The sequence below is a fragment of the Streptomyces sp. SID5643 genome (genome assembly GCF_009872555.1).
GTDB lineage: Bacteria > Actinomycetota > Actinomycetes > Streptomycetales > Streptomycetaceae > Streptomyces > Streptomyces iakyrus.
Genome location: NZ_WWIC01000315.1, coordinates 1 through 22,471 on the forward strand (window position 1 = coordinate 1; position 22,471 = coordinate 22,471).

The window sequence follows — 22,471 nt, forward strand, 5'->3', positions numbered from 1 at the left end:
TCGTCAGCGAGCTGGTCACCAACGCCATCCGCTACGGCATCGCACCGATCAGGCTGCGCCTGCTGCGCGACGGCGACAGCCTGATCTGCGAAGTCGCCGACGGCAGCAGCACCTCGCCCCATCTGCGCAGGGCCGCGATCACCGACGAGGGCGGGCGGGGACTGTTCCTCGTCGCCCGGTTCGCCCGGCGGTGGGGAACGCGCTACATGGCACGCGGCAAGGTGATCTGGACCGAACAGTCCACCCGGAGCCCGGCGGTCGAACCCGAGGAGGTGTCGGCCGACGCCCTGCTGGACCAGTGGGAGGACGCGGCCTGGTGAGGCAGCTCGTCACCGGCCGATGCCGTACACCCCGTGGACCGTCTCCTCGACGTCCCGGATCTCAGCACCGGCCCGGGCCGAACGGGCCGTGAGTGCCGCCTGTCAGCCCTCCTGACACAACGTCCGAAGATCGTGTCCGCGACGGGCAGATCACCCGTCGGCTCCGTGCGGGACCTCGGGCAGATGTGCACCCAGCCCGCTGCCGGAGCGCCTGATCTCCGGCGACCCGGCCTGCAAGACCTGGGCGGCCTGGCCGGGGGCGGCGGTGCGTGCCGCCCCGTTGTCTCACGGGGTACGGAACCCGCGGAACGTCACGTGCTTGCGCGTCTCGAAGCCGAGCCGTTCATAGAGCGCGAGCGCGCCGCTGCTCTCCTCGGCCACGTGCAGGAAGGGGCGTTCGCCGCGCGCCAGGACGCGTGCGACGAGGGCACGCAGCAAGCGGACGGCGTGGCCCCGGCCGCGCGCCTCGGGGGCGGTGCAGACGGCGCTGAGCTCGGTCCATCCGGGAGGCTTCAGCCGCTCCCCCACCATCGCCACCAGCGTGCCGCCGTCGCGGATGCCGAGGTAGGTGCCCAGTTCGTGCGTGCGGGGCCAGAACGGCCCGGGCCTGGTCCGCTCGATGAGGTCCAGCATCTCGGGCACGCTCTCCGCACCGAGTTCGACGATGCCGGCGTCGGTCTCGGCACCGGACGGGTCCGGGCCCTCGCGGCCGGCCCAGATCATCTGCCGGCCTTCCAGGACGAAGACCGGCTCCCAGTCCGGCGGGGGATCGGCCGGGCAGCTGAACATGTCGGCGAACTCGCCCGGCCCCAGCAGCTTGGCCAGGTCGGCCCATGCTTCCGCGTCCGGGTCGGCGGGCACCGCGGAGAAGGTCGCGACCCCGGGCACGTAGGTGGCGGCGGCACCGAGCCGGCGGGCGAGGTGGGCGTGGTGCCCGCGGAGGGACGCGCCCACCGGGTCGTCGAGTGCGTCGGCGTCGCTGAGCCCCGTCATCGTGCTGCGCCTTCCCTGACCTCGGTCGGTGCCGGCCGGACAGGAGGCCGGCGGCGTCTTCGGATGCCGCCGGCCATGCTAGTGCGGTGACCGCCGGGGCCGGCGGGCGGGGGGCGGGCCGGTGCAGGGCACGGCCCCGGCTCACAGGCCGATCGCTCCGTCGATGCGCTCGCGGAGCAGGTCGGCGTGGCCGTTGTGACGGGCGTACTCCTCGATCATGTGGATGAGTACCCAGCGCAGCGACACCGTTCCGCGCCATGAGTCGTCGCCCTCGACATCGAGATCGGGGGCCTCGATGACGAACCGTTCGGCGAAGGCCACCTCGCCCCGCCACGCCTCCCACGCCGCGGCGACGCCCGTGGGGTCGTCCGTTGCTCCGTGGAAGTCCTCGTCGGGGTCGGCGGTCGAGGAGAAGAGGTCCGGCGCGTCCTGCCCTGCCAGGACCCGCCGGAACCAGCGGCGTTCCACCTCGGCGAGGTGACGGACGAGACCGAGCAGGGAGAGCGTGGACGGCGCGACGGACCGCAGGGCCAACTCCGGCCCCAGGCCGGAGCACTTGAGTTGCAGCGTGGTCCGCTGGCCATGCAGGACGTCGACGAGCATCCGCCGTTCGTCGCCGGTCGTCGGGCCGGTGAACCGGGGACCGCTGTCGGTGCCGCCGAACAGTTCGGCCCTTCTGGTGGTTTCGGTCATGTCCGCCCTTCCGGTCGTGTCGTACCCGCTGTGGACGCCGTCCGCGCGGCTGGGACCGCCGCGCGCGGAGGGACGCCGTCGCCCGGCATCCGGGTGCGCCCCCGGCGAGCGGCTGTTCGCAGTGGCCGACGGCGGCCGCCGTGCCGGGCGTCACGGCGTGCCCCTCCGGGTCGTCGCCACCTCGCGCCGACCGTCGGGCCGCGCGAGCAGCGAGGCGTCGGGCCAGGTGAAGCGGAACTCGGCGGGGGATCCGGCGAGCCGGGACGATACCCCGCCGGGGGCGGGGCCGACGCCTTTTCGACGCAGGTGCCGCCCAGGGAGGGGCAGAACTCCTGGGCCGCCGTGTTCTGTTCAAGCGCCCACAGGTACAGCGCGCGGCTACGCGCGCGTTCGGCGACGGCCTCCGCGGCGCGGGAGAGCAGCGCGGTGCCGAGGCCCGTCCGTGGGCGGTGCCGGACGACGTGCAGAGGGTCGACGAGGCTGCCCCAGCGGCCGCCCTGTCGAGGGCGACAGGACCAACGCGACCACCCGGTGCCGTCCTCGACGACCACCGGCCCCCGGCCACCGGCCACCGGCCACCAGGAAAACCACGGACCCGAACAGGCACGAACAGGCCCGAACAGCAGACTGGACAGAAACCTTGACGAGTCATCAGCTCGTTCTTACGCTCCCCCACCATGGGAGCGTTCCCACACCCCCCCACGCCCCGGAGGCCACCGTGACCGATCCGTACCGGCGTCCCCGCACCGCGCCACGCCCCTGGCGATCGCCCTTCCGGCCGGGCGGCCGCTTCGTCGGCAGCGTATCCGCCGCCGCACTGGCCGTCTCGGCGCTCGTCGCGCTGCCGCAGACCGCGAACGCGGCGACCGCCCGGCAGGTCGAGAAGCTCGACCGCGGACTGACCAGCGTGCACACCGGGAGCGGAAACCTGGTGGCCTGGCGGTGGCTGGCGACCGACCCCGACACCGTGTCGTTCAACGTCTACCGCGGCTCCACCAGACTCAACTCCTCCCCCGTCACCGCCTCGACGAACTACTTCGACGCGGGCGGCGCGGCCTCGGCCGACTACACGGTCCGCGCCGTGGTCAACGGCACCGAGCAGGCCGCGTCCGCTCCCGCGGTCCAGTTCCGCACGGGCTACAAGGACGTGCCGGTCTCCCCGCCCGCGGGCGGTACCGCGCCGGGCGACTCGGCCTACACCTACGAGGCCAACGACGCCTCCGTGGGCGACCTCGACGGCGACGGCGTCCTGGACCTGGTCCTCAAGTGGCAGCCCACCAACGCCAAGGACAACTCCCAGTCCGGCTACACCGGCAACACCGTCGTCGACGGCATCAAGCTCGACGGCACCCGGCTGTGGCGCATCGACCTGGGCCGCAACATCCGCTCCGGCGCCCACTACACCCAGTTCCAGGTCTACGACTACGACGGCGACGGCAAGGCCGAGGTCGCCATGAAGACCGCCGACGGCACCCGCGACGGCACCGGCGCGGTCATCGGCAGCTCCTCGGCCGACCACCGCAACTCCAGCGGCTACGTCCTGTCCGGGCCCGAATACCTGACGATGTTCAACGGCCGGACGGGCAAGGCGATGCAGAGCGTCGACTACGCCCCGGGCCGCGGCACCGTCTCCTCCTGGGGCGACAACTACGGCAACCGCGTCGACCGCTTCCTCGCCGGCACCGCCTACCTGGACGGCGCCCGCCCCTCCCTGATCATGGCGCGCGGCTACTACACCCGCACGGTGATAGCCGCCTGGGACTGGCGGGGCGGCGCCTTCACCCGCCGCTGGACCTTCGACACCACCTCCTCCACCAACAGCGGCAAGGGTTACGACGGCCAGGGCAACCACAGCCTGTCCGTCGCCGACGTCGACGCCGACGGCAGGGACGAGATCGTCTACGGCGCCATGACCGTGGACGACAACGGCAGCGGGCTGTGGACCACCCGGCTCGGCCACGGCGACGCCGGCCACGTCGGCGACCTCGACCCCGGCCGCGCCGGCCTGGAGTACTTCAAGGTCTCGGAGGACTCCAGCAAGCCCGGTTCCTGGATGGCCGACGCCCGGACCGGGCAGATCCTGTGGCAGACCGCGTCGGGCTCCGACAACGGCCGTGGCGTCGCCGCCGACGTCCACGCCGGCAGCGCGGGCGCGGAGGCGTGGTCCGCCGCCGACACCACCCTGCGCTCGGCCACCGGCGCCTCCCTGGGCCGGAAGCCCTCCAGCATCAACTTCCTGTCCTGGTGGGACGGCGACCCCGTCCGCGAGCTCCTCGACGGCACCCGCATCGACAAGTACGGCACGTCCGGCGAGACCCGGCTGCTGACCGGTTCCGGCGTCGCCTCCAACAACGGCACCAAGTCCACGCCGGTACTGTCCGGCGACATCCTCGGCGACTGGCGCGAAGAGGTGATCTGGCGCACGAGTGACAACAAGGCGCTGCGCATCTACTCCACGCCGAACCAGACCGGCACGAAGATCACCACCCTGCTCCACGACACCCAGTACCGCACGGCGCTCGCCTGGCAGAACACCGCCTACAACCAGCCCCCGCACCCGGGCTTCTTCATCGGCGCCAACATGCCGACGGCGCCCCGGCCTTCGGTCCACACCCCCTGACCCAGGGGCCCTGCCGCGCCGTCAGGTGTCGCGCAGCGCCTTGTCGATCTCGCCCAGCGCGTGGGTCAGTCGTGCGTAGTCGGCGCGGGCCACCGGCGCCACGAAGTACCGCTCGACGACCTGCGCGTGGACGGCGGCGGCCCGCAGGAACACCGCACGGCCGTGCTCGGTCGCCTCGACCAGGACGCCTCGGCGGTCTCCGGGAGCCGGCCCGTGCCGCACCAGGCCGGCTCCCTCCATACGGTCGTTTCAGGCGGGTGATGCCGCTGCTGGTGACTGCGGCCCGGCCACCGCCCGCATGGAACGCGAGGCCGTCGCCCAGCCGGCCGCGATGTTCGGCCACGACACCCACCTCGGCCACCTCACCACCAGCGGCACGATCGCCAATCTCGAAGCCCTCTTCGTCGCCCGCGAGCTCCACCCCGGCCGCGGCATCGCCTACAGCGCCGACGCGCACCACACCCACGGCCGCATGTGCCACGTCCTGGGCATGAAGGGGTACCCCGGTCCCGACCCGACGACCGCGGCCGGACCGGCATCGACGCGCTTGAGGACATCCTGCGGACGGGAGAAGTGGGCACGGTCGTGCTCACCGCGGGCACCACGGGCCTCGGAGCCGTCGACCCGGCCCACTCCGCCCTCGCCCTCCGGGACCGCTACGGGAGTCCGGCTCCATGTCGACGCGGCCTACGGGGGGTTCTTCACCCTGCTCGCCGGCGCCGACGGCCCGGAAGGGCTCCCCGCGGAGCCCTGGCGGGCGATCGCCCGGTGCGACTCGATCGTCGTCGACCCGGACGCCCTGGAGCTGTACCAGCGGCCCGAGTTGGACATCGTCGGCTACTTCCCCTCGGTGCAGCCCGCGACCCTCAGCGGTGTCGACGCGGCGTCGGCACGCGTCCTGGCCGACGGCATGGCGGGCACCGATCCCGTGTTCCTGAGCACCCTCAAGGCCGACCGCGACGCCTTCACCGCAGGTCACCTCCGACGCCGACGGCGCCCGCATCCTGCGCAGCGTCCTGACGAAGCCGGAGTCCGAGGACCACGTACAGCGCCTGCACGACCGGGTCACGCGGCTCGCCCGGCCGTGATCCCCGGCCCCGGCGGGCCCGGGCGCGTCTCCTTCGTCAGGAGGTCACTCGCGTCAGGGCGAGGAACTCGCCGCGCGAGCGGGCGTCGGAGCGCAGGAGGCCGAGCAGGGTGGAGGTCAGGGTGTCGGAGCCGGTGGCCTGCACACCGCGCAGCGTCATGCAGGAGTGCTCCGCCTCGATGACCACGCCCACACCCTTGGGTTCCAGATGCGCCTGCAACCAGTCGGCGACCTGCTTGGTCAGGCGTTCCTGCACCTGGGGGCGGCAGGCGAAGTGCTCGACGACGCGCGCCAGCTTGGACAGGCCCAGGATGCGGGCCCCGGGCAGGTAGCCGACGTGCGCGACACCGACCACCGGCAGCAGATGGTGCTCGCAGACGGTCCGGACGGGGATGCGCCGGGCGAGGACGAGTTCGTCGTAGCCCTCGTCGTTGGGGAAGGTGGTCAGGTCGAAGGGGCGCGGGCTGAAGAGCTCGGCGTAGGCGCGGGCCATCCGGCCGGGTGTGCCACGCAGGCTCTCCGACGCGGTGTCGATGCCGAGGGCGTCGAGGAAGCGGCCCGCGGCGGCCTCCGCGGCCGCCAGGTCGATGCCGTCGGATTCGTGGACCACCCGCAGGGCGGGCCGGGCGGGCGCTGTCGCCTCCTGGTCGAGCAGGTCGCTCCGGAGCGGGGTCTGGGCGGGGAAATCGGTCATGTCGGCAGTCTCCGATGGCGAGGGCGGTGGGGAGGAGGACCGGGGCGCACCCGTCCGGCCGGGCGGGTGCGCCGGACGGGGTCATACGGAGGGGCGGGAGCGGCCTGCACCGGTGCCGGGCGTGTATCCCTCGGCCTGGGTGTTCTCGTCGGCGACGCGGACGCCGTAGCGGTACGCGAGCTTGCCGCCCAGGTAGCCCGAGAGGCCCAGGACCGCCACGCTCACGGCGGAAAGGACGACTTGGCCGACGCCGACCCTGCCGCCGTCGGCGTGGTCGCCATGGCGCCACAGGAAGTTCACCACGTAAGCGCCGGTGACCAGGAGGTTCAGCGTCATGTGGACCAGGGCGGTGCGAAAGGCCGGGGCCGCCCGGGGAAGGGCGAGCAGGTCGAGGAATCCGGTCAGGGCCGCCAGCAGGGCACCGATCACCCCGACCGCGACCAGCCACTCCGAGGCCCGGGTCAGGAAGCCCGGGCTGCTGACGATGTGGGAGGCGATGTCGAACACCAGGCTGGTGACCCAGGCGCCGATCGGCACGGTCACCAGGATCGGGTGGAACGGATGGCCGTACGGCCCGGCGAGCGGGGCGCTGACGGGGCGCTTGGCCTGAAGCTGTGGCTCTGTGACCATGAGGACCTCCAGGAGTTTCACCAAGAAGTGTTTCCTTTATTCCGGGCGGACGTCAAGTGGTGCAGAACAGAGCGCCGGAAGAGCTCTCGCTCCCATGGGGGTAGGAGTTACGGTGGCCCTGTGGCTTCTGATCCGCCCGCGCAGGCCGACCCGGCCGGCAGCGCCATCGACTCCGTCAGCGTCCTGAGCGAGGACTCGCGCCGGCGCATGTTCGCCTTCATCCGGCGGGCCCGGCGCGCCGTCACCCGCGACGAGGCCGCCGCCAGTGTCGGCATCTCCCGCAAACTCGCCGCCTTCCACCTCGACAAGCTGGTCGACGCGGGCCTGCTGCGCGCCCGCTACGAGACACCGGGCGGCACCCGCAAGGTCGGCAGGCAGCCGAAGGTGTACGAGCCCACCGACGCCCAGATCACCGTGAGCATCCCCGACCGGCGCCACGAACTCCTGGCGGACCTGCTCCTGGACGCGGTGCTCACCGAGCGGGCCGACGAGAACGCCACGCAGGCGGCGATGCGCGCCGCGGAGGAGCGCGGCCGGCAGGTGGGCGAGGCCGCACGGCACGAGACCCGCCCGGGCCGGCTCGGCCCCGAGCGCGGCCTGACCACCTGCGAGCGCCTGCTGGACCAGTACGGCTACGAGCCGGTGCGGGAGACCCCGACCCGGCTCCGGCTGCGCAACTGCCCCTTCCATCCACTGGCCGCGAAGGCCCCGGACCTGGTGTGCGGCATGAACCACGCGTTCCTCAGCGGCTACCTCAGCGGCCTCGAAGTCAACGGCGTCCGCGCGGTGCCGGCGCCGGAGCCGGGGGAATGCTGCGTCCGGCTGGGAACGGGCGAGTCCGAGGGCACGGCCGTAGCGGACGAGACGTCCGGGGGTCAGTGACGATCGCCGTCGCACACCGGCACCGGTTCGTCCGGCGCGCCGGGTGAGCGAGTCGGCACAGGGTCTGCTGCGGTTGCCGTGACGCATGCGCCGGGTTACGACGTGACTACCGCGCGTCAGCCGGGAGCGCGGCGACCCCTGGGAGAGATCGCATGGCAGTGGAGATCAGGCCTCTGGTGAAACCCTCACGGCTCCGGCGTCGCGCAGGTCTGGCGGGCGAGTGCCTGGCGGAGTTCCTCGGGACGTTCGTCCTCATCGCCTTCGGATGCGGTGTGGTGGCGATGGCGGTGGCGGCACTGCCCGGTTCGGGGCGCACCGAGGGACCCACCGTCTTCTTCCTCGGCGCCGGGGACTGGCTGCTGATCACCTGGGGCTGGGCCATGGCCGTGGTTTTCGGCATCTACGTGGCCGGCGGCGTCAGCGGAGCGCACATCAACCCGGCGGTCACCCTGGCCTTCGCCGTGCGCCGCAGGTTCCCCTGGGTGAAGGTCGTGCCCTACTGGGTGTCCCAGGTGCTCGGGGCCCTGGCCGGGGCCGCCCTGGTCTACGCCGTGTACCACGACGCCATCAACGCCTTCGACGACGCCATGGAGGGGCCCAAGACGAACGGGCACACCCTCGCGTCGTTCTCCGTCTTCGCCACGTTCCCGGCGCCGTACTTCAACGGCGGCGTGTGGGGCCCGCTGGTCGACCAGATCGTCGGCACGGCCTTCCTGGTCATGCTGGTGGTGGCGGTCATCGACCTGCGCAACACGGCCGTGAAGGCCAACCTCGGCCCGCTGGTGATCGGCTTCGTCGTGGCGGCCATCGGCATGTCCTTCGGGGCGAACGCGGGGTACGCCATCAACCCGGCCCGCGACTTCGGCCCGCGGCTGCTCACCTGGATGGCGGGATGGGAGGACCTCGCGTTTCCGGGCAGCCTGGCCGGAGCGTTCAGCGACTACTGGTGGATCCCGATCGTCGGACCCCTCGTGGGCGGCGTAATCGGCGTGCTGGTGTACGACCTGTTCATCGGGGACGTCCTGCACGCCCGCGCCCAGCGGGGCGAGGAACCGGAGCCCGGGCGGACACGCCCCACCACCTCCGACGAGGAGTGACCGGGCACGGCCCGGGCTAGGGACGGTGCTAGATTCCTCGGGGTATCCGCCCGTGAGCGGTGCGGATCGCCTGCCGGCAGGGGAACCGGCCCGGAGCAGACCCGAATCGGACGGTGGCAGGATCCATGACTGACCCGGAGGGGTTCCCCGGCGCGGGCGACGCCCCCGTTCCGCGGATCCTGGGCAACACCGAGTCGCTCGCGGCGACCGCCCCGGAATCGGCCGGAGCCCTGTGGCGCCTGGCCGAGCCCGGCCGCCAACTGGACGCCAACCTCATCCGCGTCCCGCCCCGGGGCTCCATCGACACCCACGCCGAACCCGACCTCGACGTCCTGCTGCTCGTCGTCACCGGCGACGGCACGCTCGGTGCCGCGGACGGCCCGCACCCGGTGGAGCCCGGCAGCCTCGTCTGGCTGCCGCACGGCAGCGTCCGCAACGTGACCGCGGGCGAGAGCGGCCTGACGTACGTGACGGTCCACCGCCGCCGGCCCGGCATGCGGATCCAGAGCCGCCCCCGCCCGTAACAGCCGTACAGGGCAGGGGCGCAGAGGAAGCGGTCGCCGACCCCGCGTTCACGGCAGGACGAGCGCGAGTATTGACGGTGGTGGTGCGGCGGCCCTACGTTCCCATCCGGCAACACGAACATCGTTCGGTATATCGATCAAGTGCGGTGAAGCGCAGCCCCCTCCCGAAGCTGGACAGGGGACCGGTCCTCCCCGGCTCCGCCCGGCAGAGCGGCAGTCCGGCACCCTCGCCTCCCTGGAGACCAAGATGAGCGCAAACCCCCACCTCTCCCGCCGCGGACTCCTCGGCATGAGCGCCGCCGTACCCCTGTCCCTGGCCCTCGGAAGCGGCACCGCGCACGCAGCCGACTCGGCTTACGCGATGGTGTACTTCACCGAGTCGACCAGGCTCGGCGACGGCACCGACTACGGCCTGCACCTCGCCGTCAGCCCCGACGGGCTCAACTGGACGCCGCTCAACCAGAACAACCCCCTGGTCACCCCCACGGCGGGGGCGCTCGGGCTGCGGGACCCGTTCCTGATGCGCAAGCAGGACGGCACGTTCGTCGTGCTCGCCACCGACCTCAAGGGCACCGACTGGAACTACAACAGCCAGTACATCCACGTCTGGGACTCGGCCGACCTGCGCACCTTCACCGGCTACCGGCGGCTGAAGCTGCACGACATGGCCACCCACAGCTGGGCCCCCGAGGCGTTCTGGGACGCGGGCCGGCGGCAGTACGCGGTGATCTACTCCTCGGTCAACTCCAGCGGCCACAACGTGATCATGGTCAACTACACGACCGACTTCGTGACCGCCTCCGCCCCGCAGGTGTTCTTCGACCCCGGTTACGACGTCATCGACGGTGACATGGCCGTCGGCGTGAACGGCTACAACTACCTCTACTTCAAGAAGAACCAGACCCTGGTGGCCGCCAGATCCACCACCCTGAACCCGGGCAGCTTCACCGAGTTCGGCACCGGCGTGGCGCACGGCGGCACCGAGGCGCCGACCGTGGTGAAGTCGATGACCTCCGGCACCTGGTGGCTGTGGGGCGACACCTACACGCCCAACGGCGTGTTCTACGCCTGGCAGTCCACCAGCCTCGCCTCCGGCACCTGGTCGGCCCTCGACCAGCGGACGTACACGCAGCCGGTCAACTCCAAGCACTGCGGCATCGCGACGATCACCACGGCCGAGCACGACAACCTGCTCGCGAAGTGGGGCACGCCGGCCTGGAACCGGCTCAAGTCCTACAACCACCCGTCCCGCTACGTCCGCCACGCCGACTACCTGGGCCGTCTGGACGAGTACCCGATCGAGCCGTACAAGGACTCGCTGTGGACCCTGGTCCCGGGGCTCGCCGACAGCTCCGGAGTCTCCTTCCGGTCCGTCAACCACCCCACCCGCTACCTGCGGCACTACAACTACGCGCTGCGCCTCGACGTCGACGACAACACGTCGACGTTCGCCGCGGACGCGACCTTCCACCGCACGGCGGGCCTGGCGGACGCCACCTGGTCCTCGTTCCGGTCGCACAACAACCCGACCCGCTACCTCCGCCACGCCGACTACGCTCTGCGCATCGACCCGGTCTCCACGACGCCCGACCGGCAGGACGCGACCTTCCGCGTCGGCTACTGAGAGCCGGCGTTCGACGGCCACGTCGGGTGCCCGGGCCCGACAGCCGTGTGATCCGGCGCGTGTCTGCTCGCGGGGCGCGCATCCGGCCGAAGGAGGCAGTCTCATGCGAGGAGCACGCAGCCGGATCCTGGTGACCGGGTCCGCGGACGGGCTGGGGCGGGCCGCGGCCCGGGCGCTGCTGGCCGCGGGCCACGACGTGGTGGTGCACGCCCGGAACCAGGAGCGGACGGCGGCGCTCGGCCGGTTCGCCGACCGCGGGGCACAGATCGTGGTGGGCGACTTCGCCGAGCGTGACGCCGTGCGGCGGATCGCCGGGGAACTGAACGCATCGCCGCCCCTCGACGCCGTCATCCACAATGCCGGGGTGTGGAGCGGGCGGGCCGTCATGCCCGTCAACATCGTCGCGCCCTATCTGCTGACCGCCCTGCTGCGCGGACCCCGCCGGCTGGTGTACCTGAGCAGCAACTCGCACCTCGGCGGGGACCCGTCGTCGCTGGACGGGGCCGACTGGCGGGGCGGGATCCCCGGGTCGTACGCCGACAGCAAGCTCTTCGTGACGACCCTGGCGGCCGCGGTGGCCCGGCTGCGCCCCGGAGTGCTGAGCAACGCCGTGGACCCCGGCTGGGTGCCGACGAGAATGGGCGGGCCGAGCGCCCCGGACGACCTGGAGCTCGGCCACCAGACGCAGGAGTGGCTGGCGTCGAGCGACGACCCGGAGGCCCTGACCGCCGGCGGGTACTGGTACCACGGCCGGCGGTTGCAGCCGCATCGCGCCGTTCACGACGAGGCGTTCCAGGACCGCCTCGTGCGGGCCCTGGCCGAGGAGACGGGCACCGCCCTCTGAGCGGCCGGGCCCGTCCTCAGTCCGCGGAGCCCGGCCGGCCCGGCTCGTCGGGGCCGGCCGGCTCGTAGTCGAACCAGTCGAAGTGGACGGTTCCCGCGGCGGCGTACATGCCGATGACGCGGCCCGTGAAGCCGCCGGCGACCTCGGTGGACAGGTACCGGCCGTCGAGCGCGGCGAGTGCGGTGAAGGAGCCCTGCGGGTCCTCGATGCCGAGGGAGACGGTGTCCGGCCCCTGGCGCGCGTCAGTGACCTGCCCGGTGACCGCCGTCTCGATCCTCAGCACCACCGGGCCGGCGGCCGTCGCACGGGACGCCACCTGCGAGCGGAACGGGCCGACGCGCGTCAGGACCCGCACCTCGCCCGGCGTCACCTCGATCTCGTAGTGGTGCTCCTCGTCGAGACGGACGGCCAGGCCTCCGCGCCCCTCCGCAGGGTCCACCAGGACCCGCGCCCGGCACGACACATGCTGCTGACGGCGGCCCACGAAGGTGACCTCGGGGTCGTCGAGCGACTCGCCCGCCGCGCGGAGGCTCAGCCAGCCGGCCCGTTCCTTCGTGGTGCAGTTCTCCGCGGGCCGGGAGCGCAACGAGACCCAGGCGGGGGCGAGTTCACCGGAGTCGAAATCGTCGCGGACCGGCGGGGCCGTGGGCTCCCGCAGCGGCCAGGGGGGCGGGGCCAGGACGGTGGAGAGCTCGCCGACGACCGGCCAGCCCTCGGACCAGGTCACCGGCACCAGGAAGGTCTCGCGGCCCAGCACGTGCCAGCCGGGCGTGCCGCCGTGCGGCCGGACGCCGAGCAGGACCATCCACCAGGAGCCGTCCGGCCCCTCCACCAGGTCGGCGTGGCCGGTGTTCTGGATGGGGTGGTCGGTGCCCCGGTGGGTCAGGACCGGGTTGGCCGGGCAGGGCTCGAAGGGACCCTGCGGGGTGCGGCCGCGGGCGATCGAGACGCCGTGGCACCGCTCGGTGCCGCCCTCGGCGATGAGCAGGTACCAGTAGTCGCCGATGTGGTACAGGTGCGGTGCTTCGGGTGCCTTGGCGCCGGGGGCGCCGGACCAGAGAGGCTGCCGTTCGCCGAACGTCTCCCCGGTGTGGGGGTCGATGCGGATCTGCCCGACTCCGGCGGTGGTGCACCAGCAGGTGCCGTCGTCGTCCCAGGCGAGGTCGGGGTCGATGCCGTGCACGCCGGGCAGCGGGATCGGGTCGGACCAGGGCCCGGCCGGGTCGGTGGACGTGAACAGCAGGTTCCCGTCGCCGCTCACGTTCGTGACGATCAACCAGAAACGCCCGTCGTGGTGGCGCAGGGTCGGGGCGTAGATGCCGCCGGAGGAGGGCGTGCCGGGCGGCAGGCGCAGCTGGTCCGGCCGGTCGAGCGCGTTGCCGATCTGGGTCCAGTGCACCAGGTCCCGGCTGTGGAACATCGGTACGCCGGGGAAGTACTCGAAGCTGGAGCACGCGAGGTAGTAGTCCTCGCCGGCCCGGCAGATGCTCGGATCCGGATGGAAGCCGGGGATCACGGGGTTGCTGACGGGAGAGCTGGTGCGGGGCATGCTCGACACCCTCATCGGGTCCTTTCGCTGAGAACTGGGTCTTCCACTGAGGGGTCCTTTCCCGGGAACCCTCAGGGCCGTGCGTCAGCGCAGTCGGCTCGTCACGCGCTACGAGCGGGACGGCGACCGGTAGGAGGCTACGCCGTCCACGACGGCGCGGCACCGGCGTCCGGCCGCCGGCTCACATGACAGGGGCCAGGCGGGGCACACGTGAGACCGTTGACCTGCGGGTGCGAGCCGAACGGGGAGTCGAGTGATGAGCGCCGAAGACGCGGACAAGCTGCTGGACGGGCTGACCGTCGACACCAGCAGAAGAGAGCAGCCGATCGTGCTGGACAGGGACGGGCGCCCCATCCGGACGTGGCGGGAGAACTACCCCTACGACCGCAAGGTGAGCCGCAAGGAGTACGAGCGGACCAAGCGCATCCTGCAGATAGAGCTGCTCAAGCTCCAGCGGTGGGTCAAGGACACCGGTGCCCGCGTGGTCGTCGTGTGCGAAGGGCGTGACGCGGCGGGCAAGGGCGGCACGATCCAGCGGCTCACCGAGCGGCTCAACCCGCGCGGCGCCCGCGTGGTCGCCCTGGACAAGCCCACCGAGCGCGAACTGGGCCAGTGGTACTTCCAGCGGTACATCGCGCATCTGCCGACGGCCGGGGAGATCGTCTTCTTCGACCGCTCCTGGTACAACCGGGCCGGCGTGGAACGGGTGATGGGCTACTGCTCCAAGGACGAGTACGAGCTGTTCCTCGGCCAGTGCCCCGACTTCGAGCGGATGCTGGTGGACGACGGCGTCCTGCTGGTCAAGTTCTGGTTCTCCGTGTCGCGCTCCGAGCAGCGCACCCGCTTCGCGATCCGCCAGGTCGACCCGGTGCGCCAGTGGAAGCTCTCCCCCACCGACCTGGCCTCCCTGGACCTCTGGGACGACTACACCGAGGCGAAGGTGGACATGTTCCGGGCCACCGACACCCCCCACGCCCCCTGGACCGTCGTCAAGAGCAACGACAAGCGGCGCGCCCGGCTGGAGACCATGCGCAGTCTGCTGTCGCGCGTGGACTACGCCAGCAAGGACCGGCAGGCGGTCGGCACACCCGATCCCCTCATCGTCGGCGCCGCCGACACCCTGCTGGAACCGGGCGAGGAGGATTCGGCACTGTCGCCGACCCCGCTGTCCCCCGGCGTCCACGGACCCGGCACGCACCCCGCAAGCGACTGACGCTCCCGGGTCCCCTGCCTCAGGTGCGGGGGGCCCGGGCCCCCGTCATCGCCGGGCCGCCGCGCGGGTTCCCGTGCGGTGGTCGTAGTACGCCCAGACGCTCACCGCGGCCAAGGCGGTGAGCGCGACCGTCAGGACCCGCACGGCGCCACCGGTCAGGTAGGCGACGAGGCCGGTGAGCCCCGCTCCGGAGAGCATGATCAGGCGGCTGACGAAGCGGTTCTCGGGCGGCTGGGGGTCCTCCCGGTCCTTGAGGTCGTGCAGGGCGTCATGGGCCGGGTGCGCGGAACCGCGCCGGGTACGGGCGCGGTACGCCAGTGCGTAGCTGATCAGTGCGTACAGCGCGACAGCGCCCAGGACCCAGAGCCAGAGGTAGGGGTCGTCACTCGACCCTCGTGCCAGGTACACGACGCTTCTCCTTCAGGAGCGGGCCTCACCGGCACCGGGATCTGGGTCGGGGTCGGGGTCGGGGTCGGGGTCGGCGGGACGGAAGCATGCCGTCACCGTCTTGCCGTGCCGCTGGCACCTCATCCCCCACTCGTCGGCGAGCTTGCGCACGATCGCCACCCCGCGGCCGGAGACCTCGCCCGGCTCCGGATCGCGCTGGCGCGGCAGCGTCGGGTCCTCGTCGTGGACACTGACATGGAGGCAGTCGCCGTCCCACGTCAGGACGAGGTGCGCGTCGCTGTGCGCGTGGACGTGCGCGTTGGTGATCAGTTCCGACACCGCCAGCACGATGGCGTCCACCGTGTCCGGCTCGGCAGCGGCCCAGGGCAGGGATTCAAGACGCCCGCGAGTCCACTCCCGCCCTGCGCGTACGCCTTCGGACATCCGGAACGAATGCGCCCAGCCCATAGCCTTCACCGACACTCCCCCGGTCCCCTCTCCTCCGTCACACCATCTCGTGCACGGGCCGTGTACCCGGCCCCCGCCCGGTCAGGCCTGAGGAGCTGCCAGCGGTGGCTCGGTCAGAACAGACCCACCAGCCCCAGGAGCGGCTGAACGTCCTCGCCGGCCGGTCTGCGACCGGGCTCGTGGCGGCGAGCCCCGCCGGTGGCGGGGAGCGCTGAACGGCGCCCCGCGCGGGGCGAAGCGAGCAGGACCCGCCCCGATGCGGATGGTGGGCGGGCCCTGCTCGTGCGCACCATTGTCGGGATCGGACGGCGGACGGGCCACGCGTGAGCCCTCCCGGTGCGCGCGCGGCGCGCACACCCCGCGCGCGTGGCGCACATCCCGTGCACCCGGCACCACCGCGGAGCGCCGCCGGACACCGGATCGCGCTGCCTGGTGCCCCATGGCGCCGGGCGGTCGCCCCACCCGGCCGGCCTTGCGTCACATGGCCCGGGCCGGGACGGGTAGGCGGTGCGCATGACCGACGGCGCACGCCGCGGCCGGCCCGGGAGGTGAAGGCTCGTGGACACGTACCCCACCGGCGCCCGCGGCTCGGTGCGACCCCGGGTAGCACCCGGCGGCCTGCGGCGACGATACTGGCAGACGCACGTACCCCCGCTCACAGATGGACCCATGCAGACCTCCCTCACCGTCCGCTCCATGACTCCCGCCTCGGTGTGGCCGGCCCGCGGCCGCCACGCCCCGGGTGACGCGGAAGACGTTCTCCGGCGCTCGCTCCAGCAGCGCAAGGACAGTCAGGCCATCGACGACTTTCTGGAGTTGCCCGAAGACGAGACCGGGCCGGCGGAACGGGTCTTCGAGGCCCGCTGGCGGGTCGGCGGCGACGTGACCGTGCGCGCCCGGCTGAGCCTGAAACCCGGCGCGGGCGAAGGCACCGGTCAGGAGTGGATGCTGGTCGCCGAGGCCGAGCAGCCGTGGGACCACGCGTGGCCCTCCCCCACCGGCCTGTTCTGGCCGCAGGAGCCGGACACCGCCTGGGACGAGGACGCCGCCACGCGCCTGGTCCCGGGTGAGATCAACCAGCTGCCGAAGGACGACAGGGAGATCCGCCGCCTGCTGAGGAACGCGGTGCGCGGCGGATGGCACATTCACGTGGTCGTGCACGAGGCGATGAGCACCGACGACCGGGGGCGCAGGCCGCTCGCGCAGTGGCTGCCGCCGGGCCTGCGGCACCGTGTGGTGGAGCATCACGCCGCCCCGCAGCAGCTGCGCGGCCTGAACTGGGCGCTGCGGGACTCCGGCGTGCAGGTGCCGCGCGGCGGTGCGGTGGTGCTGCCGGGCGTCCCCGCGCCGGAAGGCTACGACGCCCAGGACTTCTCCGTTCGCGCGGTGTTCCTCGACGGTTCGGAACCGGCCGACCTCGTCGACGCGGTGACGCGGTTCGCCGCGCTCCCGAGGCCCCTGCCGGACGGCGCCGAGGACGCCCTCACCGCGCTGCGCGAGAACTGGCACCTGCTGACGCTCCAGGAGGAGCTGGAGCGCCAGCGCGGTCTGGTGGCCATGTACGCCGAGGCGCTGGAGGCCATGACGAAGTCCCGTGACCTGTACCGTGAGGCGGCCGAACGCGCCCACGAGGCCCTGGAGGCTTACCAGGAGTCCGCCGAGACCGCTCCCGCCAGACCCCGGCCGTCCGATCCGCCGGCCGTCTCACCGCTCCAGCAGCTCACCCGCACGTTCGAACGCTTCAAGGCCAAGCGTCCCGCGACCGCGCCCGCCGACGAAGGCACCCCCGCCCCGAGCGTGACGTCGGAGCAGTAGGGGCGCGGGACGGGGAGAAGCATCCTCCTCGTGGGGCGCACGTGTCAGTCGTGTCCTCCTGGATACGCGGTCCGTACAGCACCACGGCCCGCCCGGGAAGGTCCTCCACGACATGGGCAACCTCCAGCACCACACGCAGACCACGCTGCGCGTCAACGGCAAACCCCACACACTCACCGTCGACCACCGCCGGGTCCTGCTGGACCTCCTGCGGGAGGATCTCGGCCTCACGGGCGCCAAGAAGGGCTGTGACCACGGCCAGTGCGGAGCCTGCACGGTCCTGGTCGACGGGCGGCGCGTCAACAGCTGTCTGCTGTTCGCGGTCGCCCTCGACGGCTGCGAGGTCACCACCGTCGAGGGTCTGTCAGGCGACGGCGACGGCGAGGAACCGCATCCCCTGCAACGGGCCTTCCTGGAACGCGACGCGTTCCAGTGCGGCTACTGCACCCCGGGCCAGATCTGCTCCGCGGCCGGTGTGCTCGCCGAGGCCGCGGCCGGCCACCCCTCGCACGTCACCGACCCGGCGGCGCCCTCGGGCGAGCCGGTGCCGCTGGACCGCAAGGAGATCCGGGAACGGCTGAGCGGCAACCTGTGCCGGTGCGGCGCGTATCCGCGGATCGTCGAGGCGGTCGAGGACGTGATCCCGTGAAGGAGTTCGCCTACGTCCGCGCCGGCAGCGTCGAGGAGGCGACCTCCGCGTACGCCTCGCACACCGGAGCGCGTTACCTCGGGGGCGGCACCAACCTCGTCGACCTGATGAAGCTCGGCGTCGAGACCCCCGCCGCCCTGATCGACGTCACCCGGCTGCCCCTGGACACGGTCGAGGAACTGCCCGGAGGCGCGCTGCGCGTCGGGGCGATGGTCCGCAACAGCGACCTCGCCGCCCACCCTCTGGTCCGCGACCGGTTCCCGGCGCTGTCGCAGGCGGTGCTCGCCGGTGCCTCCGGGCAGTTGCGCAACGCGGCCACGACCGGCGGGAACCTGCTCCAGCGCACCCGGTGCCCGTACTTCCAGGACCTGTCGAAGCCGTGCAACAAGCGCGAGCCCGGCAGCGGCTGCGGAGCACGGGACGGCGTCCACCGCGATCACGCGGTGCTCGGGCACTCCGCCCACTGCATCGCCACCCATCCCTCGGACATGGCGGTGGCCCTCTGCGCTCTCGACGGGCGTGTCGAACTGGTCGGACCCGAGGGGCCCCGGAGTGTCGCGGCGGCGGACTTCCACCGGCTGCCCGGGGACCGGCCCGAGCAGGACACCGAGATCCGTCCCGGCGAACTGGTCACCGGCGTGGTGCTCCCGGCTGTCGCGGCCGGGCTGCCGTCGGCGTACCGCAAGGCCCGCGACCGCGCCTCGTACGCCTTCGCCCTCGCGTCCGTCGCGGTCGTACTGCGCCTGGAGGACGGCGTGGTCGGGCACGCGGGGCTCGCCTTCGGGGCGCTGGCGCACCGACCCTGGCGCGCGCGGCGGGCGGAGGAGGCACTCCTGGGCGCGGCTCCCACCCGGGCCGCGTTCGAGCACGCCGTCGATCTCGAACTGGCCGCCGCGCAACCGCTGCGGGACAACGCCTACAAGGTGCCGCTCGCCCGCAATCTCGCCGTGGACGTGCTGTCCCGGCTCACGGAGACCGCGCTCACCGGGAGGGCCTCATGACCGGCAGTGTGGGCGCCCCCGCCGAGCGCCGGGAGGGACGCGAGAAGGTCAGCGGCACCGCCCGCTACGCCGGCGAGTTCCACTCCCCCGGCCGGGCCCGGGCATGGCCCGTGCCGGCGGGTGTGGCCCGGGGCCGGGTGACCGGTGTCGACACGGCGGCCGCCCTGGCCGTGCCCGGAGTCCTCGCCGTCCTCACGCACGAGAACGCGCCGCGGCTCGCGGAGCCGGACGATCCCACGCTCGCCCTGCTGCAGAACGCGCGCGTCCCGCACCGCGGCTGGTTCGTGGCCCTGGTGGTGGCCGAGACCCTGGAGGCGGCCCGCGCCGGTGCCGCCGCCGTCCGTGTCACCTACGACGCCGAAGAGCACGACGTGACCCTCACGGCCTCGCATCCGGGTGTGTACGTGCCCGAGGAGGCCAACGGCGGTCATCCGGCCGTCCGTGAACAGGGCGACCCCGACGGGGCGTTCGGGACCGCGCACGCCCGGGTGGACGTCGCGTACCGGGTGCCGCCGCTGCACAACCACCCCATGGAGCCGCACACCAGCACCGCCCGGTGGGAGGACGGCCGGCTCACCGTGCACACCTCCAGCCAGGGCACCGGTGCCGTACGGGCGGTGCTCGCCGGGCTGTTCGGTCTGCCCAAGGAGCGGATCGTCGTCACCGCCGAGCACGTCGGCGGCGGCTTCGGGTCCAAGGGCACGCCGCGCCCGGACGTCGTGCTCGCGGCCATGGCGGCACGTGAGACGGGGCGGCCGGTGACGGTGGCCCTGCCGCGCCGCTACCTGCCCGCCGTCGTCGGGCACCGCGCGCCGACCCTGCACCGGCTGCGGCTCGGGGCCGGTGCGGACGGCCGTCTCGCGTCGCTGACGCACGAGGTCACCACCCACACCTCCCGCATCAAGGAGTTCGTGGAGCAGGCAGCGGTGCCCGCACGGGTGATGTACGCCGCGCCCCACAGCCGTACGGTCCACCGGGTGGCGGCACTGGACGTGCCGTCCCCGTCGTGGATGAGGGCGCCGGGCGAGGCGCCGGGCATGTACGCGCTGGAGTCCGCCCTGGACGAACTCGCCACCGAACTCGGCATGGATCCGGTCGAGTTGCGCGTCCGCAACGAACCGGACGTCGAGCCCGACAGCGGCAGGCCCTTCAGCAGCAGGCACCTCGTCGAGTGCCTGCGCGAGGGCGCCCGGCGCTTCGGGTGGGCCGGGCGCGATCCCCGCCCGGGCGTCCGCCGGGAAGGCTCCCTGCTGCTGGGGACGGGAGTGGCGGCGGCGACGTATCCCGTCATGGTGGGGCCCTCCACGGCGACGGCGCGCGCCCTGCCGGACGGTTCGTTCCTGGTGCGGATCAACGCCACGGACATCGGGACGGGCGCCCGGACGGTGCTCGCGCAGGTCGGTGCGGACGCCCTGGGTGTGCCGCTGGAGACGGTGCGGATCGAGGTCGGCAGCACGGAACTGCCGTCGGCGCCACTGGCCGGCGGCTCGTCCGGGACCGCTTCCTGGGGCTGGGCGGTGCACGACGCCTGTGCCGGACTGGCCCGGCGGCTGGCCGGGCACGCGGGGCCGCTGCCGGAGCAGGGCCTCGACCACCGTGCCGACACGACGGGAGCCGCGGACGCCGAGAGCGACTTCGCGCGGCACGCCTTCGGGGCGCACTTCGCCGAGGTCACCGTGGACACGGTCACCGGTGAGGTCCGCGTCGGCCGGCTCCTCGGGGTCTATGCGGCGGGCCGCATCCTCAACGCCCGTACGGCGCGCTCACAGTTCATCGGGGGCATGACGATGGGGCTGGGCATGGCGCTGACCGAGGGCAGCACCATGGACGCCGCGTTCGGCGACTTCACCGAGTCGGACCTGGCGTCGTACCACGTGCCCGTGCACGCGGACGTCGCCGGGATCGAGGCGCACTGGCTGGACGAGGAGGATTCCCGTCTCAACCCCATGGGCAGCAAGGGCATCGGGGAGATCGGCATCGTCGGGACGGCCGCGGCGATCGGCAACGCGGTGCACCACGCCACGGGCGTCCGGCTCCGTGAACTCCCGCTCACCCCGGACCGGGTGCTGACCGGGCTGCTCGGCCGGCGGGCCTGAACGGGGCCGCCGGCCGGAGCCCGGCCGAGGTCTCACTCCGTCATGCCGCGCGCCTCGGGCGCGGGCGCCGCGGCCCACTGCCGGGCGGCGATGGGCGCCAGTACCCGGAAGACCAGCGCGACGAGGGACAGCAGTGCCGCGCATCCGGCGACCGAGGCGGCCAGCCACGGCGGGGCCAGTGCCAGGTCGACGGCCCGGGACAGGGACGCCGACGGGAAGGAACTCCCGTACGCCTGGGCGCCGGCCAGCACCGTGGGCACCAGTACCGCCCCTGCCAGCACCAGCGCCACGGGGCGCAGCGCCAGCAGCAGTGCCAGCACCGTGCACAGCACCGACAGGCCGAGGGCGAACGCGTGCAGCCGCAAGGACGCGTCGCCGCGCTGCAGCGGGAAGTGGACCACCGCGCACACCGCGAGGGCCAGGGCGGCGAGCCAGCCCGACCAGGACACGGACCGGGCGAACCGGTCCGTGGCATGCTCCCGGTCCGGCGGTGCGTCGTCCAGGGGGCGGTGCGTCTCGCGGTCCGCGTCCGGGCGTGCCGTGCGGCGCTTGCCCGGGCGGCGGGGCGTCCCGGGCTCACCGTTCTCCCTCTCGGGTCGCGAAGTCCCGTTCGGGCGGCGGCCGTTGCGGTCCAGTCGTTCCAGACCCAGGCGGTCGATCAACTCGACCAGCTCCCCGACGGAGCGGCCGGTGGCGGCCGCTCGGAGAGCCTCCTCGCGGACGTGGGGCTCCTGCGGCTCCTTGTGCAGCAGGGTCACCAGCCGGGTCACCTCCTCCACCGGCCGGTGGGCGGCCGCGGCCCGGATCGCCTCGTCGGCGCACTCGGCGTCACGCGGGGGCTTGGTCAGCAGGGCGATCAGCCGCGACACGTCCTCGACGGACCGGCTCACCCCGGCGGTGCGGAGCGCGTCGACCCTGGCCTGCGTGTGGTCGGGCGACTCCTCCAGCGAGACGATGAGGTCGACGACCTCCTCCAGCGGCCGGTCGGCCACGGCCGCGTGCACCAGGTCGCTGACGGCGTCGCCGTACGGCGCGCCGGAGGCCGGGCCGGTGCCGGGCCGCAGCTCCACCGGGTTGTCGTCGAGCGACCGGATGACGAACGGGCGCGTCGGCTGGTCGGTGTCGCCCGTACCGGGTCCCGCGGGCGGATGCGTCCCGTCCGGGGCGGCGGTGTCCGCCTGGGCCGGCGGGGAGTACTCCTCCGCCTGGCCCGTCCGGTCCGGTACGGGCGGAGCGGGCCGCGCCTCCGCAGGATCCCGCCAGTCGTCGGCCGGCGGTGCGGGAG

Annotated in this window: 21 protein-coding genes and 1 pseudogene; 13 read left to right on the plus strand and 9 right to left on the minus strand. The window is 73.1% G+C overall.

Going from position 1 to position 22,471, the window contains the following annotated elements:
* On the plus strand, positions 1-320 hold a 320-nt coding region (locus GTY56_RS33825), incomplete at its 5' end, for an ATP-binding protein (RefSeq protein WP_161369108.1).
* A gap of 285 nt (positions 321-605) precedes the next feature.
* On the opposite strand, the gene GTY56_RS33830 is transcribed toward GTY56_RS33825, so the two are convergent.
* Together GTY56_RS33830 and GTY56_RS33835 are read right to left on the minus strand one after the other, a co-directional pair.
* The gene (locus GTY56_RS33830) at positions 606-1,313 is read right to left on the minus strand and encodes a GNAT family N-acetyltransferase (protein ID WP_161369109.1); all 708 of its coding nucleotides are present in this window, start codon (positions 1,311-1,313) and stop codon (positions 606-608) included.
* 141 nt (positions 1,314-1,454) lie between these two features.
* On the minus strand, positions 1,455-2,006 hold the full coding sequence (locus GTY56_RS33835; protein WP_161369110.1) for a DinB family protein: 552 nt from the start codon (positions 2,004-2,006) through the stop codon (positions 1,455-1,457).
* An 817-nt stretch (positions 2,007-2,823) separates the two neighbouring features.
* Here GTY56_RS33835 and GTY56_RS33845 point away from each other — a divergent pair.
* Complete coding sequence (locus GTY56_RS33845; RefSeq protein ID WP_272923422.1) at positions 2,824-4,626, plus strand: rhamnogalacturonan lyase; 1,803 nt, start codon at positions 2,824-2,826, stop codon at positions 4,624-4,626.
* Between the two features lie 21 nt (positions 4,627-4,647).
* On the opposite strand, the gene GTY56_RS33850 is transcribed toward GTY56_RS33845, so the two are convergent.
* A complete protein-coding gene (locus GTY56_RS33850) occupies positions 4,648-4,866 on the minus strand; it encodes a winged helix DNA-binding protein (protein ID WP_237525155.1) in 219 nt (72 codons plus the stop codon).
* A 34-nt stretch (positions 4,867-4,900) separates the two neighbouring features.
* Between GTY56_RS33850 and GTY56_RS40935 the strand changes: the two are divergent.
* A pseudogene (locus GTY56_RS40935) lies at positions 4,901-5,714 on the plus strand (aminotransferase class I/II-fold pyridoxal phosphate-dependent enzyme); the annotation flags it as partial.
* 36 nt (positions 5,715-5,750) lie between these two features.
* Here the strand turns inward: GTY56_RS40935 and folE are convergent.
* Both folE and GTY56_RS33860 read right to left on the minus strand, forming a co-directional pair.
* The gene (folE, locus tag GTY56_RS33855; RefSeq protein ID WP_161369113.1) at positions 5,751-6,407 is read right to left on the minus strand and encodes a GTP cyclohydrolase I FolE; all 657 of its coding nucleotides are present in this window, start codon (positions 6,405-6,407) and stop codon (positions 5,751-5,753) included.
* A gap of 81 nt (positions 6,408-6,488) precedes the next feature.
* On the minus strand, positions 6,489-7,058 hold the full coding sequence (locus GTY56_RS33860; protein ID WP_346345644.1) for a DUF2231 domain-containing protein: 570 nt from the start codon (positions 7,056-7,058) through the stop codon (positions 6,489-6,491).
* Between the two features lie 99 nt (positions 7,059-7,157).
* Here GTY56_RS33860 and GTY56_RS33865 point away from each other — a divergent pair, with 99 nt between their 5' ends.
* The 5 genes from GTY56_RS33865 (at position 7,158) to GTY56_RS33885 (ending at position 12,008) form a co-directional block, all read left to right on the plus strand.
* Positions 7,158-7,919: a helix-turn-helix domain-containing protein gene (locus tag GTY56_RS33865; RefSeq protein ID WP_161369114.1), complete on the plus strand. Its 762-nt coding sequence runs from the start codon at positions 7,158-7,160 to the stop codon at positions 7,917-7,919.
* A 152-nt stretch (positions 7,920-8,071) separates the two neighbouring features.
* Positions 8,072-9,016 carry an MIP/aquaporin family protein gene (locus GTY56_RS33870; protein ID WP_161369115.1) on the plus strand — a complete coding sequence of 315 codons (945 nt, stop codon included), beginning with the start codon at positions 8,072-8,074 and terminating at the stop codon, positions 9,014-9,016.
* A gap of 125 nt (positions 9,017-9,141) precedes the next feature.
* Positions 9,142-9,540, plus strand: a complete 399-nt coding sequence (locus GTY56_RS33875) for a cupin domain-containing protein (RefSeq protein WP_161369116.1) — start codon at positions 9,142-9,144, stop codon at positions 9,538-9,540.
* Positions 9,541-9,787: 247 nt separating this feature from the next.
* On the plus strand, positions 9,788-11,164 hold the full coding sequence (locus tag GTY56_RS33880) for a glycoside hydrolase family 43 protein (protein ID WP_161369117.1): 1,377 nt from the start codon (positions 9,788-9,790) through the stop codon (positions 11,162-11,164).
* Between the two features lie 103 nt (positions 11,165-11,267).
* Positions 11,268-12,008 carry an SDR family NAD(P)-dependent oxidoreductase gene (locus GTY56_RS33885; RefSeq protein ID WP_161369118.1) on the plus strand — a complete coding sequence of 247 codons (741 nt, stop codon included), beginning with the start codon at positions 11,268-11,270 and terminating at the stop codon, positions 12,006-12,008.
* Between the two features lie 16 nt (positions 12,009-12,024).
* Here the strand turns inward: GTY56_RS33885 and GTY56_RS33890 are convergent, their stop codons facing one another.
* Complete coding sequence (locus GTY56_RS33890) at positions 12,025-13,557, minus strand: glycoside hydrolase family 43 protein (RefSeq protein ID WP_237525157.1); 1,533 nt, start codon at positions 13,555-13,557, stop codon at positions 12,025-12,027.
* Positions 13,558-13,813: 256 nt separating this feature from the next.
* Between GTY56_RS33890 and ppk2 the strand changes: the two genes are divergently transcribed.
* Positions 13,814-14,770 carry a polyphosphate kinase 2 gene (ppk2, locus tag GTY56_RS33895; RefSeq protein WP_202511097.1) on the plus strand — a complete coding sequence of 319 codons (957 nt, stop codon included), beginning with the start codon at positions 13,814-13,816 and terminating at the stop codon, positions 14,768-14,770.
* Between the two features lie 45 nt (positions 14,771-14,815).
* Here ppk2 and GTY56_RS33900 read toward each other — a convergent pair whose 3' ends face one another.
* Positions 14,816-15,178: a hypothetical protein gene (locus tag GTY56_RS33900; RefSeq protein ID WP_161369121.1), complete on the minus strand. Its 363-nt coding sequence runs from the start codon at positions 15,176-15,178 to the stop codon at positions 14,816-14,818.
* A 12-nt stretch (positions 15,179-15,190) separates the two neighbouring features.
* Positions 15,191-15,640, minus strand: coding sequence for an ATP-binding protein (locus GTY56_RS33905; protein WP_161369122.1), 450 nt, complete (start codon positions 15,638-15,640; stop codon positions 15,191-15,193).
* Positions 15,641-16,294: 654 nt separating this feature from the next.
* Between GTY56_RS33905 and GTY56_RS33910 the strand changes: the two genes are divergently transcribed.
* From GTY56_RS33910 to GTY56_RS33925, 4 genes are all read left to right on the plus strand, one after another.
* The gene (locus tag GTY56_RS33910; RefSeq protein WP_202511098.1) at positions 16,295-17,440 is read left to right on the plus strand and encodes a hypothetical protein; all 1,146 of its coding nucleotides are present in this window, start codon (positions 16,295-16,297) and stop codon (positions 17,438-17,440) included.
* Between the two features lie 112 nt (positions 17,441-17,552).
* Entirely contained in the window at positions 17,553-18,089 is a 537-nt protein-coding gene (locus GTY56_RS33915) for a (2Fe-2S)-binding protein (protein ID WP_161369123.1), read from the plus strand.
* Positions 18,086-19,090: an FAD binding domain-containing protein gene (locus GTY56_RS33920; protein WP_161369124.1), complete on the plus strand. Its 1,005-nt coding sequence runs from the start codon at positions 18,086-18,088 to the stop codon at positions 19,088-19,090. Before GTY56_RS33915 ends, GTY56_RS33920 begins: the two co-directional genes overlap by 4 nt.
* Positions 19,087-21,186, plus strand: a complete 2,100-nt coding sequence (locus GTY56_RS33925; RefSeq protein WP_161369125.1) for a xanthine dehydrogenase family protein molybdopterin-binding subunit — start codon at positions 19,087-19,089, stop codon at positions 21,184-21,186. Before GTY56_RS33920 ends, GTY56_RS33925 begins: the two co-directional genes overlap by 4 nt.
* 32 nt (positions 21,187-21,218) lie before the next feature.
* On the opposite strand, the gene GTY56_RS33930 is transcribed toward GTY56_RS33925, so the two are convergent.
* Positions 21,219-22,256 carry a hypothetical protein gene (locus GTY56_RS33930; protein ID WP_524540173.1) on the minus strand — a complete coding sequence of 346 codons (1,038 nt, stop codon included), beginning with the start codon at positions 22,254-22,256 and terminating at the stop codon, positions 21,219-21,221.
* Between the last annotated feature and the right edge of the window lie 215 nt (positions 22,257-22,471).

Coding starts and splice junctions, on each gene's coding strand:
- GTY56_RS33885 (WP_161369118.1), top strand. CDS start 11,268: ATGCGAGGAGCACGCAGCCGGATCCTGGTGACCGGGTCCGCGGACGGG.
- ppk2 (WP_202511097.1), top strand. CDS start 13,814: ATGAGCGCCGAAGACGCGGACAAGCTGCTGGACGGGCTGACCGTCGAC.
- GTY56_RS33850 (WP_237525155.1), bottom strand. CDS start 4,866: ATGGAGGGAGCCGGCCTGGTGCGGCACGGGCCGGCTCCCGGAGACCGC.
- GTY56_RS33880 (WP_161369117.1), top strand. CDS start 9,788: ATGAGCGCAAACCCCCACCTCTCCCGCCGCGGACTCCTCGGCATGAGC.
- GTY56_RS33875 (WP_161369116.1), top strand. CDS start 9,142: ATGACTGACCCGGAGGGGTTCCCCGGCGCGGGCGACGCCCCCGTTCCG.
- GTY56_RS33925 (WP_161369125.1), top strand. CDS start 19,087: ATGACCGGCAGTGTGGGCGCCCCCGCCGAGCGCCGGGAGGGACGCGAG.
- GTY56_RS33835 (WP_161369110.1), bottom strand. CDS start 2,006: ATGACCGAAACCACCAGAAGGGCCGAACTGTTCGGCGGCACCGACAGC.
- folE (WP_161369113.1), bottom strand. CDS start 6,407: ATGACCGATTTCCCCGCCCAGACCCCGCTCCGGAGCGACCTGCTCGAC.
- GTY56_RS33910 (WP_202511098.1), top strand. CDS start 16,295: ATGCAGACCTCCCTCACCGTCCGCTCCATGACTCCCGCCTCGGTGTGG.
- GTY56_RS33870 (WP_161369115.1), top strand. CDS start 8,072: ATGGCAGTGGAGATCAGGCCTCTGGTGAAACCCTCACGGCTCCGGCGT.
- GTY56_RS33890 (WP_237525157.1), bottom strand. CDS start 13,557: ATGCCCCGCACCAGCTCTCCCGTCAGCAACCCCGTGATCCCCGGCTTC.
- GTY56_RS33915 (WP_161369123.1), top strand. CDS start 17,553: ATGGGCAACCTCCAGCACCACACGCAGACCACGCTGCGCGTCAACGGC.
- GTY56_RS33830 (WP_161369109.1), bottom strand. CDS start 1,313: ATGACGGGGCTCAGCGACGCCGACGCACTCGACGACCCGGTGGGCGCG.